A 17,812-nucleotide genomic window follows, 5' to 3' on the forward strand; every position below is an offset into this window, starting at 1 on the left:
GTATGCTTGCCACCTCAGCGCTTTGGTTTCGCTACCAGGATGACCCGATTCTCAAAGGGCTAACGCTGGACTTTTCTCAACATGCCGTCACCGGACTGGTGGGGGCCAATGGCTGTGGGAAGTCCACGCTGTTTATGAACCTGAGCGGTTTACTGCGCCCACAACAGGGGGCGGTGATGTGGCAAGGAAAACCACTGGATTACAGCAAGCGCGGCCTGCTGGCGCTACGTCAGCAGGTGGCAACGGTATTTCAGGACCCCGATCAGCAAATCTTTTATACCGACATCGACAGTGACATCGCGTTTAGCCTGCGTAATCTTGGCGTGGACGAGGCTGAAATTGCCCGTCGGGTGGACGATGCCTTGACGCTGGTCGACGCCCAGCATTTTCGCCATCAGCCGATTCAGTGCTTAAGTCACGGGCAAAAAAAACGCGTGGCGATTGCCGGGGCGCTGGTGCTGCAGGCGCAGTATCTGTTACTGGATGAACCCACCGCCGGTCTCGACCCATCAGGGCGTACGCAGATGATCGAGATTATCAAACGCATTGTGGCGCAAGGAAATCATGTGGTTATTTCCAGCCATGATATTGATCTCATCTATGAAGTCAGCGATGCGGTGTATGTTTTACGTCGCGGAGAAGTGCTGACGCACGGTACGCCGGGTGACGTGTTTGCCCGTACCGATCTTATTGAACAAGCCGGGTTAACTCAGCCATGGCTGGTGAAATTGCACACCGAGCTGGGCTTCCCGCTGTGTAAAACAGAGGCTGAATTTTTTAGTTGTATGCGAGAGAACGCACTGAAGGAGGCGTCATGACGCAGGCGATAATGTTGCAGGGAACGGCATCTGATGTGGGTAAAAGCGTGTTGGTCGCCGGGCTGTGTCGAATTTTTTATCAGGATGGGCTGCGTACCGCGCCGTTCAAATCGCAAAACATGGCGCTGAACTCTGGTATTACGCCAGAGGGCAAAGAGATGGGCCGCGCGCAAATTTTTCAGGCTGAAGCCGCTGGCATTACGCCAGATGTGCGTATGAATCCGGTGCTGCTTAAACCGACCAGCGACCGTAAAGCGCAGGTTGTGCTGATGGGCAAAGTGGCAACCGATATGGATGCGGTCAGTTACCACGAGTACAAACCGCGTCTGCGGGATCAAATCCTGTCAGTTTATAACAGTCTGGCGCAAGAGTTTGATGTGCTGGTGCTGGAGGGGGCGGGAAGCCCGGCCGAGATTAACCTGCGCGATCGCGATATCGTCAATATGGGCATGGCTGAAATGGCGCAATGTCCTGTGATTTTGGTGGCGGATATCGACCGTGGCGGGGTGTTTGCCTCCATTTACGGTACGCTGGCGCTATTGCACGATCATGAACGCGCCAGGGTCAAAGGGGTGATCATCAATAAATTTCGCGGCGATGTGGCGCTGCTGTATTCCGGTATTGAGCAAATTGAAGCGCTGACCGGGGTGCCGGTACTGGGCGTCATGCCATGGCTGGATGTGGATCTGGAAGATGAAGATGGCGTTGCGCTGCAAAAGGGCAAATATTTGCGCACTGATAAACGCGACATCGACATCGCCGTGGTGCAAATCCCGCACATTTCTAACTTTACTGATTTCAATGCGCTTGCCGCACAGCCGGATGTGCGCGTGCGCTATGTGCGCCAGCCTGAAGAGCTGGCGGGGGCCGATCTGGTGATTCTGCCCGGAAGCAAAAATACGCTGGGCGATCTTGTGTGGCTGCGTGAGAGCGGAATGGCGCACGGCGTCGTGCAATTGCATCGTAATAACGTGCCGGTGGTGGGGATTTGCGGCGGCTATCAAATGCTCGGCGATACGATCATCGATGAAGTGGAGTCAGGGCTTGGCACGCTGCCGGGTCTGGGCTTGCTCAATACCGTCACCCATTTTGCCCAGCACAAAACCACCACTCTGGTTGAGGGAAAAATGTCCTCCTCGCTGCCTGACTGGCTGGCGGGCGCGGCAGGGTTATCCGTTCGTGGTTACGAAATCCATATGGGCGAAACGAGGTTAACCGAAGAATGCCGGTCGGTGATGACGCTGCGCAAAGACGGCGGCAATGTGGCTGACGGCGCGGTTACGCCGGATGGCCTGGCGTTTGGTACTTATCTTCACGGTCTGTTCGACAGCGATGAATTTACCCGGGAGTTGGTTAATGGCCTGCGTGTACGTAAAGGGTTAGCACCGCTGGATTCCACCTTCCATTACGCGCAATATAAATCGCAGCAGTTTGATCTGCTGGCGGATGCGATGCGGCAACACATCGATATTGAGAAAATTTATACCATCATGCAGCAACACCGGGAGCCCGTATGATGATTCTGGTTACCGGCGGTGCGCGAAGCGGCAAGAGTCGACATGCGGAAGCGCTGATCGCGGATTCTCCAAACGTTTTGTATATCGCGACTTCGCAGATCTTTGATGAGGAGATGGCGGCGCGAATTCAGCATCATCGCGATGGACGCCCTGCGCACTGGCGTACAGCTGAACGCTGGCAACATCTCGATGAACTGATAACGGCAGAAAACGATCCGCAGGAAGCCATTTTGCTGGAGTGCATTACCACGATGGTGACCAATCTGCTGTTTGCACTGGGCGATGACAGTGACCCGGATAGCTGGGATTACGCGGCGATGGAGCAGTCGATCGAGGATGAGATCCGTTCGCTGATTGCTGCCTGTCAGCGCTGCCCGGCAAAGGTTGTGCTGGTGACCAACGAAGTGGGAATGGGGATTGTTCCGGAGAACCGTCTGGCACGGCATTTTCGCGATATTGCAGGACGCGTGAATCAGCGACTGGCGGCAGCAGCCGATGAGGTCTGGCTGGTGGTATCAGGAATTGGAGTCAAAATTAAATGAGTAAGTTGTTCTGGGCAATGCTCTCTTTTATCAGTCGCTTGCCCGTTCCTGCTCGCTGGTCGCAAGGACTGGATTTCGAGCACTATTCACGTGGCATTGTGATGTTCCCGCTGATTGGCGTGGTGCTGGGCGGGCTTACGGGGCTGGTCTTTATGGCGCTACAGGCCTGGTGCGGTATCCCACTGGCGGCGCTGTTTGCAGTGTTGACCCTGGCGCTGCTGACCGGCGGTTTTCATCTTGATGGCCTGGCGGATACCTGTGACGGTATTTTCTCTGCCCGTCGACGCGAACGGATGCTGGAGATCATGCGCGACAGCCGGCTGGGAACCCACGGCGGACTGGCGCTAATTTTCGTGTTGCTGGCAAAAGTGCTGGTAGTGAGCGAACTGGCTTTGCGTGGCACACCGATGTTGGCGGCGCTTGCTGCGGCTTGTGTCGCCGGGCGGGGCTGTGCTGTTTTGCTGATGTATCGACATCGTTACGCGCGCGAAGAAGGGCTGGGCAATGTCTTTATCGGCAAAGTCTCCGGGCGTCAAACCTGCGTCACGTTGGGATTTGCGGCGATCCTTGCCGCCGTACTACTTCCCGGTATGCGTGGTGTGGCAGCACTGGTCGTTACGTTGGTGGCGATCTTCATTCTTGGGCAGTTATTAAAACGCACGTTAGGTGGGCAAACCGGCGATACGCTGGGTGCGGCCATTGAACTTGGCGAGTTGGTTTTCCTGCTGGCTCTGCTTTGAGTCAGTCAACATACTGGAACCCTTATGCAGACTTTATCCTCTTTACTTCACGCGATCCCTTCTCCCGATAGCGCTGCAATGTTGCGCGCGCAGCAACATATTGATGGCCTGCTTAAGCCGCCGGGAAGTCTTGGGCGACTCGAATCTCTCGCTGTGCAACTGGCCGGTATGCCAGGCCTGAAGGGTGTGCCGCATGTGAATGGCAAAGCGATGCTGGTGATGTGTGCCGATCATGGCGTGTGGGATGAAGGGGTTGCCGTTTCGCCTAAAATCGTCACGGCTATTCAGGCTGCTAATATGACGCGTGGGACGACCGGCGTTTGCGTGCTGGCTGCTCAGGCGGGGGCAAAGGTACATGTGATTGATGTCGGCATCGATGCTGAACTCATTCCCGGCGTGGTGAATATGCGCGTGGCGCGCGGCTGCGGTAATATTGCTCAAGGCCCGGCAATGCGCCGTTCTCAGGCCGAGGAACTGCTGCTGGAAGTTATCCGTTATACCCATGAGCTGGCCAGGGATGGCGTAACGCTGTTTGGCGTCGGTGAACTTGGTATGGCCAATACGACCCCCGCGGCGGCAATCGTCAGCGTATTGACCGGCAGCGATGCCGAGGATGTGGTCGGTATCGGCGCTAACCTGCCGCTCTCGAGGGTAGGCAATAAGGTTGATGTTGTACGGCGAGCCATTGCCGTCAATCAGCCGGATCGCAATGACGGTATTGATGTGCTGGCAAAAGTGGGTGGTTTTGATCTTGTCGGTATGGCGGGGGTGATGTTAGGTGCGGCGTCTTGCGGTCTGCCGGTCATCCTGGATGGTTTCCTGTCTTATTCGGCGGCACTGGCTGCCTGTCAGATAGCGCCGGAGATTAAACCTTATCTGATCCCGTCGCATTTCTCCGCCGAGAAGGGCGCTCGTACTGCACTGGCGCACCTGGAACTGGAGCCGTATCTCAACATGGGAATGCGTTTAGGCGAAGGCAGTGGTGCCGCGCTGGCGATGCCCATTGTTGAAGCGGCCTGCGCGATGTATAGCAATATGGGGCAGTTAGCTGCCAGTAATATTGTATTACCGGATGGCAAAGAAGCGTAGCCGCTCACGACCCCGCTTTATGGCGGGGTTTTTAATGTGCATTCTCGTCGTAACCCCCTAAAACAGATAAAAAAGCTATACTTAATGGATATCTGCTGCGACGAAGGAAAGGAAAAAGATGCGTCGTGTAAAACTGCTGTGTGCTCTTGTTATGCTGCTCGCGAGTCAGGGATCGCAGGCGGTGAGCTACCCCCGCTGGTAATACTCAGCCCCTGGAGGCTTTTGCCGCACAGTATGGACAGGGATTGAGCAATATGCTCGAAGCCAATCCTGGTGTGGACGTATTTCTGCCAAAGTCGGGTTCCACACTGGTGGTGCCACAACAATTGATATTGCCTGATACCGTACGTGAAGGCATCGTCATCAACGTCGCAGAAATGCGGCTCTACTATTACCCAGAGGGTGCTAATACGGTAGAGGTGTTACCTATTGGTATTGGGCAGGCGGGGAGGGAAACTCCGCGCAACTGGGTCACGGCGGTCGAACGTAAACAGGAAGCACCAAGCTGGACGCCCACGGCAAATACCCGGCGGGAGTATGCTGCTCGTGGGGAAAGCTTACCGGCGTTTGTGCCTGCCGGGCCTGACAATCCGATGGGACTGTACGCTATCTATATCGGCAGGTTGTACGCCATCCATGGTACTAATGCCAACTTCGGTATTGGGCTACGCGTGAGCCAGGGCTGCATCCGTCTGCGTAATGACGACATCAAATACCTGTTTGATACTGTGCCAGTTGGCACGCGTGTTCAGATTATTGACCGACCGGTAAAATTCAGCACCGAGCCAGACGGTAGCCATTGGGTTGAGGTTCATGAACCGCTGTCCCGCAATCGCTCCGAATATGAATCTGACAGAAAGGTTCCGCTGCCCATCACCCCCGTTTTGCGTACTTTTATCAGCGGGAATGACGTGGATGTGAATCGTGGGAATCAGGCGCTGGAACGCCGTTCCGGGATGCCGGTGAATATCAGTCTGGTGCAGACACATTAGCGATGCCACTACGCGGCTCTTTCTTAGTCCTGACTATGGTGGGCCGCTTTTTTAAGCTGATACTGACCCATTTTCACAAAACCGATATGGTCCGCCATCAACTGAGCTTCGTGCTCGCTGTGGGTAACCAGCAGCGCGGTCTGGCCAGCAGCGCGTAAAATATCCCGAACCTCATTACCAAGGCGCTCGCGTGTGCGCTTATCCAGGCTGGAGAAGGGCTCATCCAGCAGTAAAATTTCTGGGTGTGGCGCCAGCGCGCGGGCTAACGCGATGCGCTGCTGCTGCCCGCCAGAAAGTTCATGAGGGTAATGGTTAGCATGACTGTGCAATTCCACCATTTTCAACAGCTCCGTCACTCTGGCCTGTTGCGCTTCACGTGGCATACGCCGTAAACCGAAGGCTACGTTTTGTTGTGCGGTCAGATGGGGAAATAAGGCGTATTCCTGAAAGACCATGCCGACATGACGTTTTTCCGGGGGCAAATGAACGCCGGGGCCAGCGATACGCCGCTCTGAGACATAGATCTCTCCACACTGCAGTCGTTCAAAACCGGCAACTGCACGCAACACCGTTGTTTTCCCACAGCCTGAAGCGCCAAGCAGACAGGCAATTTCTCCTTTGCGTACCGACATTGAGAATCCGCTCAGGACCGGTTGCTGGCTGTTGCCGTAGGCAACGTGCACGTCCTGGAGTCGTAATGCGATTTCTGACATTGTTGCTCTCTTAACCACGGCGAGTCATCTGGTGACGCACCAACAATATAACGGGCAGTGTACCTGCTAAAACAATCATTAGCGCGGCGATAGCACCTTCTTCATAGGTCCCGCGGGCCGCTTCTGCATACAGCAGAGTGGCCAGCGTTTCGAAATTTACCGGGCGCAACAGCAGCGTTGTTGGCAGTTCTTTCATCGCATCGGCAAAAACCAGCAATGCGCTGCTCACTAATGCCGGACGCAGTAACGGAAAATGAACGCGGGCAAATGTTCCGGCACCGTTTTCGCCGAGCAATCGTGAAGCCTGTTCGAGTGACGGCGGGATGCGGCCCAGACCGGAGTCCAGCGCGCCGATGGCAATTGCCTGGAAACGCATCGCGCAGCAAATGACCAACAAAATACCGCCAGACATCAGCGGTAACCCGCGAATATCCAGTAAGTCGGCCAGCCAACGATCGACAGCCATCGCTGGGGGCAAAAAACCAATCGCCAGAATCGTTCCGGGCACCGCATAACCGAGGGAGGCCAGACGCATCACGCCACGACGAAAGCCAGGCATCGCGTTGTCTGCTGCGCTATGGCGTGCGCTCCAGGCCACCAGCAAGCTGACGCAAATCACCACCAGCGTGGTGCCTGCTGCCAGCAAGAGCGTATTTTGTAATGCTGAAAGCAACGAGGCGGAAAGGGGGCTCGTGTCCCCTAAGCGTTTGGCACTTTCCCACATCAAAAAGAGAACCGGGGCCACAAAGCCCAATATAACCGGTAGCGAAATGACCGCGCCGAGTAGCCAGCCACGCCAGCCGGGCACGCGAGTGGGTTGGATTTCCCGCAGGCTGCGGCTGCTGAATCCTTGCTTTCTGCGCCCGTAAAATTCCAGCGTCAGAATGAAGAAGATAAACATCAGCATCATGCAGGCGATTTGTGCGGCGGCGGATAAATCAGAGCGAGAGATCCACGTGGTGTAGACGGTAACGGTTAACGTTTGTACGCCGAGGAACTCCGATGCACCAATATCGTTGAGCGTTTCCAGAAGTGCCAGGCTGATGCCGACAGCCAGTGCCGGGCGCGCCATTGGCAGGGCGACCCGGAAGAACGTCCCGGCAGCGCTGCATCCCAGCGTACGGGCAGCCTCAAGTAAATGGGCCGGTTGACTGATAAACGTGGCGCGGGTCGTCAGGTAGACGTAAGGATAGAGCACTAAACCGAGCAAAATAATCGCGCCGGAAAGCGAACGCAAATCCGGTAGCCGGAACTGCCGTGGACTGTCAAAGCCCAGCAGGAAGCGGATAAAGGTTTGCAGAGGGCCAATCGGATGCAGTAGATCGAGCCAGGCAAAGGCGACGATGTAGGTTGGCATCGCCAGCGGCAGCAGCAACGCCCAACTGAGGATCTTACGTCCAGGAAAGTCCCATGCTGTGATGGCCCAGGCGCTGCCTACGCCAATCACGCCAACCAGCACTGCCACACCGGCTAACAGCAGTACGGTATTTTTTAATGCTGCAGGCAGCACAAACGTAATGAGATTGTCCCAGTGCGATAAATCCGACTGGGTAGCTTGCCAGATAAGCGCAATGATGGGAGTCAGGACGCCAAGCGCAATGCAAAGCGCCCCAAGGTGCAACGGCGTTAATAATGACTGCGGCCCGGAAACCAGGCCGCGTAACGTCGGAAACTGTAGAAGTTTATTGATCGAATCCAACTTTATCTACCAGCAGACTTGCTTGTTTACGGTATTTCACGATTTCGGTTAACGGAATTTTATCGACATCGATCTCACCAATTGTGGCGTTGATCACCGGATCGAGAGTGACACCTTTCAGTACCGGGTATTCGAAGTTCGCTTTTGCGTACTGCTGCTGGGCAGGTGCGGAAACCAGATATTCCATCAACTTAACGGCATCGGCTTTATTGGGGGCATAGCGTGCTACTGCCGCGCCGCTGATATTGACGTGCGTGCCGCCATTTTCAAAGGTTGGCTTAACGACTTTAATTGCATCGCCCCACTGGCGTGCATCGCTGCCTTCTTTGGCGTTTTTCATATGGCCGACGTAATAGGAGTTCGCCAGGCCAATATCGCAAATACCCCCGAGGATATCGCGGGCAACGTCACGGTCGCCGCCAGTCGCTTTACGTGCCAGATTCGCTTTCACGCCACGCAGCCATTCTTCCGTTTTTGCTTCGCCGTGATGCGCGATCATGGCGGCAATCAATGCAGTGTTATACGGGTGTTGTCCGGAACGGATACAGACTTTACCTTTGTACTCGGGGCTGGCGAGCTGTTCGTAATGCCAGTTATCGATTGGCATTGACTTCTCGGCGTACAACACTCGCGCACGCATTGACAGCGCAAACCACTGATTATCCGCACCGCGGAGATTGGCCGGAATAGCCGCTTTCAGTGCTTCTGATTCCACGGGTTGTGTCACACCCGCTTCGACTAAATCGATAAGGTTCCCGGCGTCAACGGTCATCAGCAGGTCGGCAGGGGAGTTTTTACCTTCCGCTTTAACACGCTCAAGCATGCCGTCCTTGATATAGACCGTGCTGACTTTTATACCGCTGGTTTTCGTCCAGCTATCAAGCAGGGGCTGAATCAGGCCCGGTTCACGGGTGGTATACAGCGTTAACGCATCCTGGGCGAAAGCCGGCAGGCTGACAGAGAGGACGAGAGCAGAAGCAAGCGTGATACGGCGCAGTCCAGTGCGAGGCAGAGCATTCATCGTTTATATCCCAGCGTAATTGGAACGTACAGTGACCCGGGCAGGGGCTCATTTTTTGCCTGCGTACAATAAATGATAATCACTAGCAATTACAATCATTGCAAAGTGTAAATAATTTACATTTACATAACTTTAATCAACGGTGTGAAGTGGCCTGTCCCTGTTATGGATAAGATATTTAGCATCCATGAATACACTGGGTTGCCGGCTGCCTGGCGTTACCAGACGTAATCACTTAAGCCCGCGTAATAAACGAGACAAAGTGATTAAGTACCCGGCTGACTTCGCGGCTTTTTAGCCATATCATCATGGTGTTCACTTTACCTATCTGTGGCGTAATCCTATGACTGCGGACAGGGAAGTTATTCTCATACTGTCTGACAACATTTTCTGGCAACAGCGCAATCCCCATCCCGGCACTCACACAGCCAAGGATCGCCTGAAAAGAGCCAAATTCCAGAGGATCGGCGTAATCGATCCCCTGTAGGCGCAGCCATTCTCCCAGGCGGGAGCGATAGTTGCACCCTTTAACAAAAACCAGCGGCCTTGTCACCTGGAGGTCAGCGCCAGTAATGACATTCTGGTGCTCTGCCGCTGTTACCAGTACCAGCGTTTCCTGACATAACACGTGTGATTGCAGGGGCGAATTTTCCATATGCAGTCCCTGATGATCGGCAACGAATGCGATTTCCAGTTCATTGTTCAGAATGTGTTGCACCAGCGCCTCAGTAGGGGAGGTTTTCAGGTTTAACTCAATGGAAGGCATTTCGCGGTGGAAATTCGCCAGTATCGAAGGGAGACGTACCGCTGCGGTCGTTTCCATTGCACCAATTCGCAATGGCCCCGCCACTTTTGTTCCCAGCATCGACAATTCTGCTTCCTCTAACAACGCCAAAATTTTGTTGGCGTAACGCAGAAGCAGTTCGCCCTCAGGGGTAATGTAGAGTCGATTTTTCTCGCGCACAAACAGAGAGACATCAAGGCTGGCTTCCAGCTGTTTAAGGCGGGTTGTGACATTCGAAGAAACGCAGTTCAGACTACGTGCAGCAGCGGATATGGAGCCCGTTTCCGCCACCGTTTTAAACAAGTTCAGAGAGGTACTGTTCATAGAAGCATCACTCAAAGTGAATGTTTTCGTTATTTTTATTAACTTTTTATTATCATTTCCTTGTGTAAGATAACAATCAAACTTAATTCGTCTTTTGAGGCCAAAATATGGATCTCGATCACAGTGCTGTTGGCCTCCGTCAGTTGAGTACTGCTGTATTTGGTATGATCGTCTTGACCTTAGGAATGGGCATTGGGCGCTTTTTATATACGCCTATGCTCCCGCTTATGCTTCATGAAGGACTGTTTACCTTTTCACAATTATCCATAATTGCCAGCGCCAACTACGCAGGTTACCTTGTGGGCAGCCTCCTTTTCTCTTTTGGTATTTTTAGCGCTGTCAATAAGTTAAGAGTGTTGTTACTGGTCTCAGCACTACTTACCGTCGTGCTGATTTTTTTGATGGCAAAAGTGACCCAGCCAGAAATTATTTTGTTAATCAGGTTCCTCGCAGGTGTGGCAAGCGCGGGAATGATGATATTTGGTTCAATGCTGGTCCTTCAGCATACTCATAACCCTTTTGTTATCGCCTCTTTGTTTTCGGGCGTAGGAATGGGCATTTTTATCGGCAATGAATATGTCATTGCTGGTGTATCCTACGCCTTAAATTCACATGTGTTGTGGATTGGCGCAGCCATAATTTCAGCGATACTTTTCGTCATACTGACGATGCTATTGCCGAAAGATAAGTATATGATCTCCTCAGTAAAAGCTGCCGCAGGTGCGGAGTCGGATATCCAGTGGTGGAATTTAGCCTTACTGTATGGCCTGGCGGGGTTCGGTTATATCATTGTCGCCACGTATTTGCCGTTAATGGCCAGGGGGGGTGGCAACACTTTTTTAGCCGACCATATCTGGTCTATTGTCGGCCTTGCTGTTATTCCTGGTTGCTATGGCTGGCTATGGGCTGCTCGCAAATGGAATATATTATCCTGCCTGAGCGTTAACTTAATTGTGCAAGCGAGTTGCGTAGTCATGGCCATATTTATTAACTCGCCACTGCTGTTAACCATTAGTTGTATTGGATTTGGCGGCACATTTATGGGTACAAGCTCTTTGGTCATGCCGCTGGCTAGAAAAATAAGCGCACCCCAGAAGATTAATCTCCTCGGTCTTGTTACGCTGACATATGGGATAGGGCAAATCCTCGGCCCATTAGTTGTCAGTGTCTTTCAGAGTAATAAAAATGGGATGACCTACTCCATATTGCTGGGGGCAGCCTCTTTATTTATCGCAGCAGCAATTAGTTATTGGCAATACAACAAAGTTAAATATTCTGGAAAATAATGATAATAGTTATATTTCAGCTAATAACCTTAATAGTTCTTGCGGCAGAACTCGTTTTCAAAAGCAGTATGACTCTGTTCTGCTGTTTAACGGGTTTGCGCTCTTCTATCTGTGCGCATTTCCCATAATTATCTGGTTTACAGGAGTTTTTATGCCCTATGTAAATATTAAGATCACCAAAGAAGGTGTTACTGATAAACAAAAGAAACAGCTGATGGAAGGTGTTACTCAGCTACTGGTGGATGTGCTTAACAAAAATCCTGACACCACTATTGTGGTTATTGACGAAGTCGATACTGATAACTGGGGAATTGGTGGCGTACCGGTGACCGAATTGCGTGAAAAAGCCAGTAAAGAGTGAATCTGATGGCGGGGGGCGTGGGCTCCTCGCCTGATATCAGTTTGTGATAGAACAATTGACCTGGAGAGGGCGTCGATGAGAGTGTTGGCAGGTATTATCCTCTGTTTTCTCGTCGGGCAGGGATTCACGTTCTGTAATGTTCCACTGGGTATGATGTTTGGTGCCCTCTTTACCGTGATTATACTTAAGCGGGTTGGGATCTCCGTAACCTCAATGCCGGGGAGTATAACGGTCATCCAGCTTTCTCTCGGTATCTCAATCGGGATGATGTTTAGGGATTTTTCATATGGTGAACATCGCCAGTTCAGTCTTTTTTTGCTCTGTTATTACTTTGCTTATCTTTGCAATTTACCTTGAGCTACTTCTGGTGTGTGCGGCGGTTGGGCTGGAGTAAAGAAGAGGCGCTTTTGGGTGCGGTGCCCGGAGCGATGGCGGCGGTGCTGGCGCTAGCCTCCCATATTAAGACTCCGCCACAAAAGATTGTTATCTCGCATTTTCTGCGTCTCATTACCCTGACGTTTCTGGCTGGCTACTTACAGCCCGACTGGAAGCCATTCTGGCCTGATGTTTTAGTCGCAATGCCATAATAACAAAAAGCCCGCTCAAGTTTCCTTAAGCGGGCTTCTTAAATATGGCTCCTCTGACTGGACTCGAACCAGTGACATACGGATTAACAGTCCGCCGTTCTACCGACTGAACTACAGAGGAATCGTTGTGGAGGCTTATCTTAGCGGCGAAAAAACTTTTGTCAAACCCCAATTCCTACATTGGGGATCAATTGGTGCTTCTCTCGACAGTTTGTTGCATTTACAGACATTTTAAATGGAAAAAACTTTGCAGCTTTTTTGATTCTCCCTCATCATTTGAAATGAGGTTTCAACTTTCTTCATTAAGGTCCACTTTGAACGTCTCCGCAGCCTTACGCCAGGTCGCATCCCGCACGCCCTGGTATGCCAAACGCAAGCGTTATAAAGTTCTCTTTTGGCGCGAAATTACCCCGCTTGCTGTCCCCATTTTTCTGGAAAACACCTGTGTACTCTTGATGGGAGTACTGAGCACCTTCCTGGTGAGCTGGTTGGGTAAAGAAGCTATGGCAGGCGTCGGACTCGCCGACAGCTTCAACATGGTCATCATGGCATTTTTCGCCGCCATCGACCTTGGCACGACGGTGGTGGTTGCTTTTAGTCTCGGAAAGCGCGATCGCCGACGCGCCAGAGCCGCAGCCAGACAATCACTGGTTATCATGACGATATTTGCTGTCGTACTGGCGGCGGTGATTCACTATTTCGGTGAGCAGATTATTGATGTCGTTGCAGGAGAAGCCACCCCTGATGTAAAAGCACTGGCACTTACCTATCTGGAATTAACAGTGCTCAGCTACCCTGCTGCGGCAATTGCGTTAATTGGCAGCGGCGCACTGCGCGGTGCCGGAAATACCAAAATACCGTTATTGATTAACGGTGGTATGAATATCCTGAACATTATTATCAGTAGCATCCTGATCTACGGCATTTTTTCCTGGCAAGGGCTGGGATTCGTCGGAGCAGGTCTGGGGTTGACGATTTCACGTTACATTGGTGCCATCGCCATTATATGGGTGCTGATGATTGGATTTAACCCAGCGCTGCGCATTCCCCTGAAGAGCTATTTTAAACCGCTGAATCTTGCCATCATCTGGGAAGTCATGGGGATTGGTATTCCTGCCAGTATAGAGTCAGTCCTGTTTAACGGTGGCAAGTTACTTACGCAGATGTTTGTTTCGGGTATGGGTACCAGCGTAATTGCCGGTAACTTCATTGCCTTTTCGATAGCGGCACTGATCAACCTGCCGGGAAACGCTTTAGGTTCCGCGTCTACTATCATTACCGGCAGACGTCTGGGAAATGGACAGATTGCTCAGGCGGAAATCCAGTTGCGGCATGTATTCTGGCTCTCCACAATCGGATTAACCGCCATCGCCTGGCTAACCGCCCCGTTTGCTGGCGTGATGGCTTCGTTTTACACCCACGATCAGGATGTAAAAGAGGTCATTGTCATCCTGATTTGGCTGAACGCGGCATTTATGCCGATATGGGCAGCATCATGGGTTCTTCCTGCTGGATTTAAAGGTGCACGTGACGCCCGTTTCGCTATGTGGGTCTCCATGTTGGGGATGTGGGGCTGTCGTGTTGTCGCCGGCTACACCCTCGGGATCGTATTAGGATGGGGTGTCGTTGGCGTCTGGATGGGGATGTTCTTCGACTGGGCAGTACGGGCCGCGTTATTTTACTGGCGAATGGTCACAGGCCGTTGGCTGTGGAAATACCCACGTTCTGAACGTGAAAAGTGTATAAAACAACCGTCTACGTCTGAATAAACGACGAAATGAAGAATATTTCAGCAAACGATCGCGAATATCCATTCAGGCTTTGACAACGCAGACAGGCATCGCTAATATTCGCCCCGTTCACACGATTCCTCTGTAGTTCAGTCGGTAGAACGGCGGACTGTTAATCCGTATGTCACTGGTTCGAGTCCAGTCAGAGGAGCCATATTTAAGAAGCCCGCTTAAGGAAACTTGAGCGGGCTTTTTGCTTTTTAGCTTTTCAGTAAATCCACCCGACATGCAGGTGGATACTTTACAGACTGGGTATTATCAGAACTGGTAGCTGGCAGTGAGGCTGACGTTACGCGGCTCACCATAGACGATAGAGCCTTCGACATTGGTATCGTAGGTTTTATCGAACAGGTTATTGATATTGCCCTGGAGGGCGAAATTCTTCGTTACCTGGTAGCGAGTGAATAAATCCACCAACGCGTAGCTTCCCTGTTCTGCACGGAACGTGCCGTATGGCGTCACGGTATCGCTATACACTCGATTCTGCCAGTTAACTCCGCCCCCCACGGTCAGTGCCGGCAGGGCAGGCAGGTTATAACGGGTGAACAGTTTTACTGTAGTACGCGGCAGGTTCGGATTGACGGCATTGCCGTCGTTGTCATCCGCAACGTACCGCGTTGCGCCGAAAGTCATCTGCCAGTTATCCGTGATCGCACCGTTCACTTCGAATTCAACGCCTTTGCTGACCGTTCCATCCATCGCTTTAAAGGCCGTATCCCCATTGCTACCGGCGATTGGTACGCCGGTTGATTGCGCCACGTTATCCTGCTCAATGCGGAATACGGCGAGGGTGGTGGTTAAACGGCTGTTCATCCAGTCTGATTTCAGACCAACCTCGTAGTTGTTGCCGGTAATCGGGGAGAGATATTTACCGGAACTGTCGCGTTTGTTCTGCGGCTGGAAGATAGAGGTATAGCTGGCGTAAGTGGACCAGTTATCATCGATGTCATAAACCAGACCCGCATAGGGCGTGGTGTGGTTTTGTTCCATGCTGTAGGTCAAGGTGTCGATACGCCAGTTGGTATAGCGCGCGCCGACGATCAAATGCAATGGGTCGGCCAGAGAAATGCGTGTCGCGGCGTACAGCGATTTCATGTGCGTGGTATCGTCCTGAGCCAATGACTGCGGGTTCCAGTTGGTTTCCGGGAAGTTACCATTGTAGGTATAGAAGCTGCCGATTTCGTTGGGGAAAACGTTCGCCCACGAGCTCTCATAACGGTTATTTAGCTTGCTGTAACTGCCGCCCAGCATCAGGTTATGCTGACGACCAAACAGGTCGTAGCCACCATCGGCAAAGAGATCGACGGCATCGACTTTACGCTTGCCGCTGTTCCAGCCTGTTCCACCCACGTAATCATAGCCCGGTCCATAGTTGCCATAGGGACCGATCAGTGTGCCGTCAGCTTTATTAACGTAAGCGTCGACGTACATCATCTTGCTGTCGAACTTGACCTCGGAATGTGTGGCATTCAGGGTTGTTTGCCAGGTATCCGCGAAACGCTGTTTGAGTGACACGAAGACTTTGTTGATGTCTTTGTCATTGTAAGTCCAGTCCGGCGCGGTGCTGCGCGAGCGGTCGTAGCTGTTTTTGCTGCCATCGGTATTCCAGCGCGGCAAGCCGCCCCAGGTCGGACTGTTGATATCAATACGCTGGTATTCGTAACCTGCTGACAGGCTGGTGGTGTCGCCCAGATCGGCATCGACAATCCCCGAGAAAAACATTTTTTCATTGTTGTAACGGTCAAGCCAGGAATCGTTATTTTGATAACCCGCCACGATGCGGGCACGCACGTTGCCGTCTGCCGTCAATGGGCTTTGCAAATCCGTCACATAGCGTTGCTTATTCCAACTGCCGTATTCCGCGGAGACATTCCCCGTGAACTCGCGGCTGGTTGCATGTTTACGGATCATGTTAATTGATGCCGAAGGATTCCCCGTGCCGGTCATTAACCCGTTTGCACCACGAACCACCTCTATACGTTCAAACAAGGCCGTGTCAGAAAGGGCATCGCCGAGGTTCCAGCGGGATTCAAAATAGGTCGGGATCCCATCGACCATGTAGTTATCGATCTGGAATCCGCGAGAGAAATAGCTGCTGCGATCAGAGTCCGCCTGGCTTTTACTGATCCCCAGGGTGTTATCCATCACATCGCCCAGTGTCTGGAGTTGCTGATCTTCCATACGCTGTTGGCTGACGATGCTGACAGATTGCGGGATATCTCGCTGTGTCATCTGCATTTTTGTGCCTGCGGATGTCGATTTAACGCTGTAATCCTGCTCATCACTGGATGTGGCGGAGGCTGAACCATCAACGATCACGGTCTCTTCTGCGGAGGCGGCGAGGCTGGTACAAGGCAATAACGCAGCCGTAATACAGGCTGCCAGGAGGGATGGGACAATGGCAGAACGATGCTGTTCGTCCCTGTAGTGTGTTGTGAAAGACATCGGAAAGTCCTTGATAATTATTAATATTAAGTTCGAATCACGTGACTGCGTAATGAACCCTTTGGCTGTTAATTATTTTTCTTGCATGAGAATGCAAATGCGAAATATACGCATTCATGTTCAATGTGTAAACAAATGCTACGCATAAATGAAATATTGTTTCAGTACTATGTCTGAGCGATAGCGCCGGGAAATGGTTATAAGAACAGCGCTGGCAGGGCTTTTTGCTTAAAAAATCGAGGGTTAAAGTTGAAAGAGCGTGAGTAACTCGCTCATACTCTATACTCGCAGAGTCACCCGGCGTAGCATGGCACAACGCATGGGCTCTTAATGAAAAAGGAAAACGTCGTGGCAGAAGAAACTATATTCAGCAAAATTATTCGTCGTGAAATTCCGTCGGACATCGTATACCAGGATGAACTGGTCACTGCGTTTCGTGATATTTCACCTCAGGCACCAACGCATATTCTGATCATCCCGAACGTTTTAATCCCAACCGTCAACGATGTGACGGCAGAGCATGAGCAGGTGCTGGGACGAATGATCACAGTGGCGGCGAAAATCGCTGAGCAGGAAGGCATTGCCGAAGATGGATACCGTTTGATTATGAATACCAACCGTCACGGCGGTCAGGAGGTGTATCACATTCATATGCATCTGCTGGGTGGACGTGCGCTTGGTCCAATGCTTGCGCATAAAGGTCTTTAAAAATGACCAGAGGATGCATTGCGCTTACGTTGGGTCTGCTGTTGCTGGCTGGCTGCCGTTCACACCCGGAAATTCCGGTCAGTGATGAACAGTCTCTGGTGATGGAATCAACAGTACTGGCGGCGGGTATCACCGCAGAGCCGCCTGAATTAACAACGTCTGATATTCAGGCCTCAGCATCCTCACGACTCTATAACGAAAGACAAGAACCCGTTACCGTTCATTATCGGTTTTACTGGTATGACGCCAGAGGGCTGGAGATGCACCCTCTGGAAGCGCCACGCAGCATGACTATCCCGGCTCGTTCGTCGGTAACGCTGTACGGCAGCGCCAATTATCTGGGGGCGCACAAGGTTAGGCTTTATCTTTATTTGTAAGGGGTGAATCTTGAAGATC

18 protein-coding genes, 2 tRNA genes and 1 pseudogene are annotated in these 17,812 nt (G+C 52.1%); 15 read left to right on the plus strand and 6 right to left on the minus strand.

All coding sequences use genetic code 11. The annotated features are described in order from the left end of the window. Nucleotides 1-2 precede the first annotated feature (2 nt). The 6 genes and pseudogenes from OGY19_RS07470 to ldtA form a co-directional block, all read left to right on the plus strand. Entirely contained in the window at nt 3-818 is an 816-nt protein-coding gene (locus OGY19_RS07470; protein ID WP_061067720.1) for an energy-coupling factor ABC transporter ATP-binding protein, read from the plus strand. Continuing rightward, on the plus strand, nt 815-2,335 hold the full coding sequence (locus tag OGY19_RS07475; protein ID WP_115602223.1) for a cobyric acid synthase: 1,521 nt from the start codon (nt 815-817) through the stop codon (nt 2,333-2,335). Before OGY19_RS07470 ends, OGY19_RS07475 begins: the two co-directional genes overlap by 4 nt. Next, nucleotides 2,332-2,877: a bifunctional adenosylcobinamide kinase/adenosylcobinamide-phosphate guanylyltransferase gene (gene cobU / locus OGY19_RS07480; RefSeq protein ID WP_115602222.1), complete on the plus strand. Its 546-nt coding sequence runs from the start codon at nt 2,332-2,334 to the stop codon at nt 2,875-2,877. The genes OGY19_RS07475 and cobU overlap by 4 nt, the downstream gene beginning before the upstream one ends. Next, nucleotides 2,874-3,617, plus strand: a complete 744-nt coding sequence (gene cobS, locus OGY19_RS07485) for an adenosylcobinamide-GDP ribazoletransferase (RefSeq protein ID WP_061067722.1) — start codon at nt 2,874-2,876, stop codon at nt 3,615-3,617. The genes cobU and cobS overlap by 4 nt, the downstream gene beginning before the upstream one ends. A gap of 24 nt (nt 3,618-3,641) precedes the next feature. Continuing rightward, complete coding sequence (cobT, locus tag OGY19_RS07490; protein ID WP_048211974.1) at nt 3,642-4,706, plus strand: nicotinate-nucleotide--dimethylbenzimidazole phosphoribosyltransferase; 1,065 nt, start codon at nt 3,642-3,644, stop codon at nt 4,704-4,706. Nucleotides 4,707-4,891: 185 nt separating this feature from the next. After that, nucleotides 4,892-5,698, plus strand: a pseudogene (gene ldtA, locus OGY19_RS07495) (L,D-transpeptidase); the annotation flags it as partial. A 23-nt stretch (nt 5,699-5,721) separates the two neighbouring features. Here ldtA and OGY19_RS07500 read toward each other — a convergent pair. The 4 genes from OGY19_RS07500 to OGY19_RS07515 form a co-directional block, all read right to left on the minus strand. Next, nucleotides 5,722-6,411 (minus strand): ABC transporter ATP-binding protein, encoded by a 690-nt coding sequence (locus tag OGY19_RS07500; protein WP_115602221.1) that lies wholly within the window; start codon nt 6,409-6,411, stop codon nt 5,722-5,724. 10 nt (nt 6,412-6,421) lie between these two features. Beyond that, nucleotides 6,422-8,110, minus strand: a complete 1,689-nt coding sequence (locus OGY19_RS07505) for an ABC transporter permease (protein WP_048211971.1) — start codon at nt 8,108-8,110, stop codon at nt 6,422-6,424. Beyond that, on the minus strand, nt 8,094-9,131 hold the full coding sequence (locus tag OGY19_RS07510; protein WP_048211970.1) for an extracellular solute-binding protein: 1,038 nt from the start codon (nt 9,129-9,131) through the stop codon (nt 8,094-8,096). The genes OGY19_RS07505 and OGY19_RS07510 overlap by 17 nt, the downstream gene beginning before the upstream one ends. A 235-nt stretch (nt 9,132-9,366) precedes the next feature. Further along, nucleotides 9,367-10,239 carry a LysR family transcriptional regulator gene (locus OGY19_RS07515; protein WP_115602220.1) on the minus strand — a complete coding sequence of 291 codons (873 nt, stop codon included), beginning with the start codon at nt 10,237-10,239 and terminating at the stop codon, nt 9,367-9,369. A 107-nt stretch (nt 10,240-10,346) separates the two neighbouring features. Here OGY19_RS07515 and OGY19_RS07520 point away from each other — a divergent pair, with 107 nt between their 5' ends. From OGY19_RS07520 to OGY19_RS07535, 4 genes are all read left to right on the plus strand, one after another. Beyond that, a complete protein-coding gene (locus OGY19_RS07520) occupies nt 10,347-11,525 on the plus strand; it encodes an MFS transporter (protein ID WP_061067727.1) in 1,179 nt (392 codons plus the stop codon). A gap of 151 nt (nt 11,526-11,676) precedes the next feature. Next, nucleotides 11,677-11,886: a 2-hydroxymuconate tautomerase family protein gene (locus OGY19_RS07525; RefSeq protein WP_048211967.1), complete on the plus strand. Its 210-nt coding sequence runs from the start codon at nt 11,677-11,679 to the stop codon at nt 11,884-11,886. Nucleotides 11,887-11,961: 75 nt separating this feature from the next. After that, nucleotides 11,962-12,243, plus strand: a complete 282-nt coding sequence (locus OGY19_RS07530; RefSeq protein ID WP_233608831.1) for a hypothetical protein — start codon at nt 11,962-11,964, stop codon at nt 12,241-12,243. Then, a complete protein-coding gene (locus OGY19_RS07535; RefSeq protein WP_286596288.1) occupies nt 12,228-12,473 on the plus strand; it encodes an AbrB family transcriptional regulator in 246 nt (81 codons plus the stop codon). The genes OGY19_RS07530 and OGY19_RS07535 overlap by 16 nt, the downstream gene beginning before the upstream one ends. 45 nt (nt 12,474-12,518) lie before the next feature. On the opposite strand, the gene OGY19_RS07540 is transcribed toward OGY19_RS07535, so the two are convergent. Further along, nucleotides 12,519-12,594, minus strand: a tRNA-Asn gene (locus OGY19_RS07540). A 6-nt stretch (nt 12,595-12,600) separates the two neighbouring features. Between OGY19_RS07540 and OGY19_RS24425 the strand changes: the two genes are divergently transcribed. The 3 genes from OGY19_RS24425 (at nt 12,601) to OGY19_RS07550 (ending at nt 14,417) form a co-directional block, all read left to right on the plus strand. Then, entirely contained in the window at nt 12,601-12,708 is a 108-nt protein-coding gene (locus OGY19_RS24425; RefSeq protein WP_353622658.1) for a DUF5951 family protein, read from the plus strand. Nucleotides 12,709-12,754: 46 nt separating this feature from the next. Further along, entirely contained in the window at nt 12,755-14,242 is a 1,488-nt protein-coding gene (locus OGY19_RS07545; protein ID WP_225807936.1) for an EmmdR/YeeO family multidrug/toxin efflux MATE transporter, read from the plus strand. 99 nt (nt 14,243-14,341) lie between these two features. Beyond that, nucleotides 14,342-14,417 (plus strand) — tRNA-Asn (locus OGY19_RS07550). 104 nt (nt 14,418-14,521) lie between these two features. On the opposite strand, the gene fhuE is transcribed toward OGY19_RS07550, so the two are convergent. Beyond that, nucleotides 14,522-16,708 (minus strand): ferric-rhodotorulic acid/ferric-coprogen receptor FhuE, encoded by a 2,187-nt coding sequence (fhuE, locus tag OGY19_RS07555; RefSeq protein WP_286596290.1) that lies wholly within the window; start codon nt 16,706-16,708, stop codon nt 14,522-14,524. A 348-nt stretch (nt 16,709-17,056) separates the two neighbouring features. Between fhuE and hinT the strand changes: the two genes are divergently transcribed. Further along, on the plus strand, nt 17,057-17,416 hold the full coding sequence (gene hinT, locus OGY19_RS07560; RefSeq protein WP_115602421.1) for a purine nucleoside phosphoramidase: 360 nt from the start codon (nt 17,057-17,059) through the stop codon (nt 17,414-17,416). Nucleotides 17,417-17,418: 2 nt separating this feature from the next. Then, complete coding sequence (locus OGY19_RS07565) at nt 17,419-17,793, plus strand: YcfL family putative periplasmic lipoprotein (RefSeq protein WP_048211964.1); 375 nt, start codon at nt 17,419-17,421, stop codon at nt 17,791-17,793. The last annotated feature ends 19 nt before the right edge of the window (nt 17,794-17,812 follow it).

The sequence above is a fragment of the Citrobacter sp. Cy070 genome, from assembly GCF_030332245.1.
Taxonomy (GTDB): Bacteria; Pseudomonadota; Gammaproteobacteria; order Enterobacterales; family Enterobacteriaceae; genus Citrobacter; species Citrobacter youngae.

Coding starts and splice junctions, on each gene's coding strand:
- OGY19_RS07470 (WP_061067720.1), top strand. CDS start 3: ATGCTTGCCACCTCAGCGCTTTGGTTTCGCTACCAGGATGACCCGATT.
- OGY19_RS07475 (WP_115602223.1), top strand. CDS start 815: ATGACGCAGGCGATAATGTTGCAGGGAACGGCATCTGATGTGGGTAAA.
- cobU (WP_115602222.1), top strand. CDS start 2,332: ATGATGATTCTGGTTACCGGCGGTGCGCGAAGCGGCAAGAGTCGACAT.
- cobS (WP_061067722.1), top strand. CDS start 2,874: ATGAGTAAGTTGTTCTGGGCAATGCTCTCTTTTATCAGTCGCTTGCCC.
- cobT (WP_048211974.1), top strand. CDS start 3,642: ATGCAGACTTTATCCTCTTTACTTCACGCGATCCCTTCTCCCGATAGC.
- OGY19_RS07500 (WP_115602221.1), bottom strand. CDS start 6,411: ATGTCAGAAATCGCATTACGACTCCAGGACGTGCACGTTGCCTACGGC.
- OGY19_RS07510 (WP_048211970.1), bottom strand. CDS start 9,131: ATGAATGCTCTGCCTCGCACTGGACTGCGCCGTATCACGCTTGCTTCT.
- OGY19_RS07515 (WP_115602220.1), bottom strand. CDS start 10,239: ATGAACAGTACCTCTCTGAACTTGTTTAAAACGGTGGCGGAAACGGGC.
- OGY19_RS07520 (WP_061067727.1), top strand. CDS start 10,347: ATGGATCTCGATCACAGTGCTGTTGGCCTCCGTCAGTTGAGTACTGCT.
- OGY19_RS07525 (WP_048211967.1), top strand. CDS start 11,677: ATGCCCTATGTAAATATTAAGATCACCAAAGAAGGTGTTACTGATAAA.
- OGY19_RS07530 (WP_233608831.1), top strand. CDS start 11,962: ATGAGAGTGTTGGCAGGTATTATCCTCTGTTTTCTCGTCGGGCAGGGA.
- OGY19_RS07545 (WP_225807936.1), top strand. CDS start 12,755: ATGAGGTTTCAACTTTCTTCATTAAGGTCCACTTTGAACGTCTCCGCA.
- fhuE (WP_286596290.1), bottom strand. CDS start 16,708: ATGTCTTTCACAACACACTACAGGGACGAACAGCATCGTTCTGCCATT.
- OGY19_RS07565 (WP_048211964.1), top strand. CDS start 17,419: ATGACCAGAGGATGCATTGCGCTTACGTTGGGTCTGCTGTTGCTGGCT.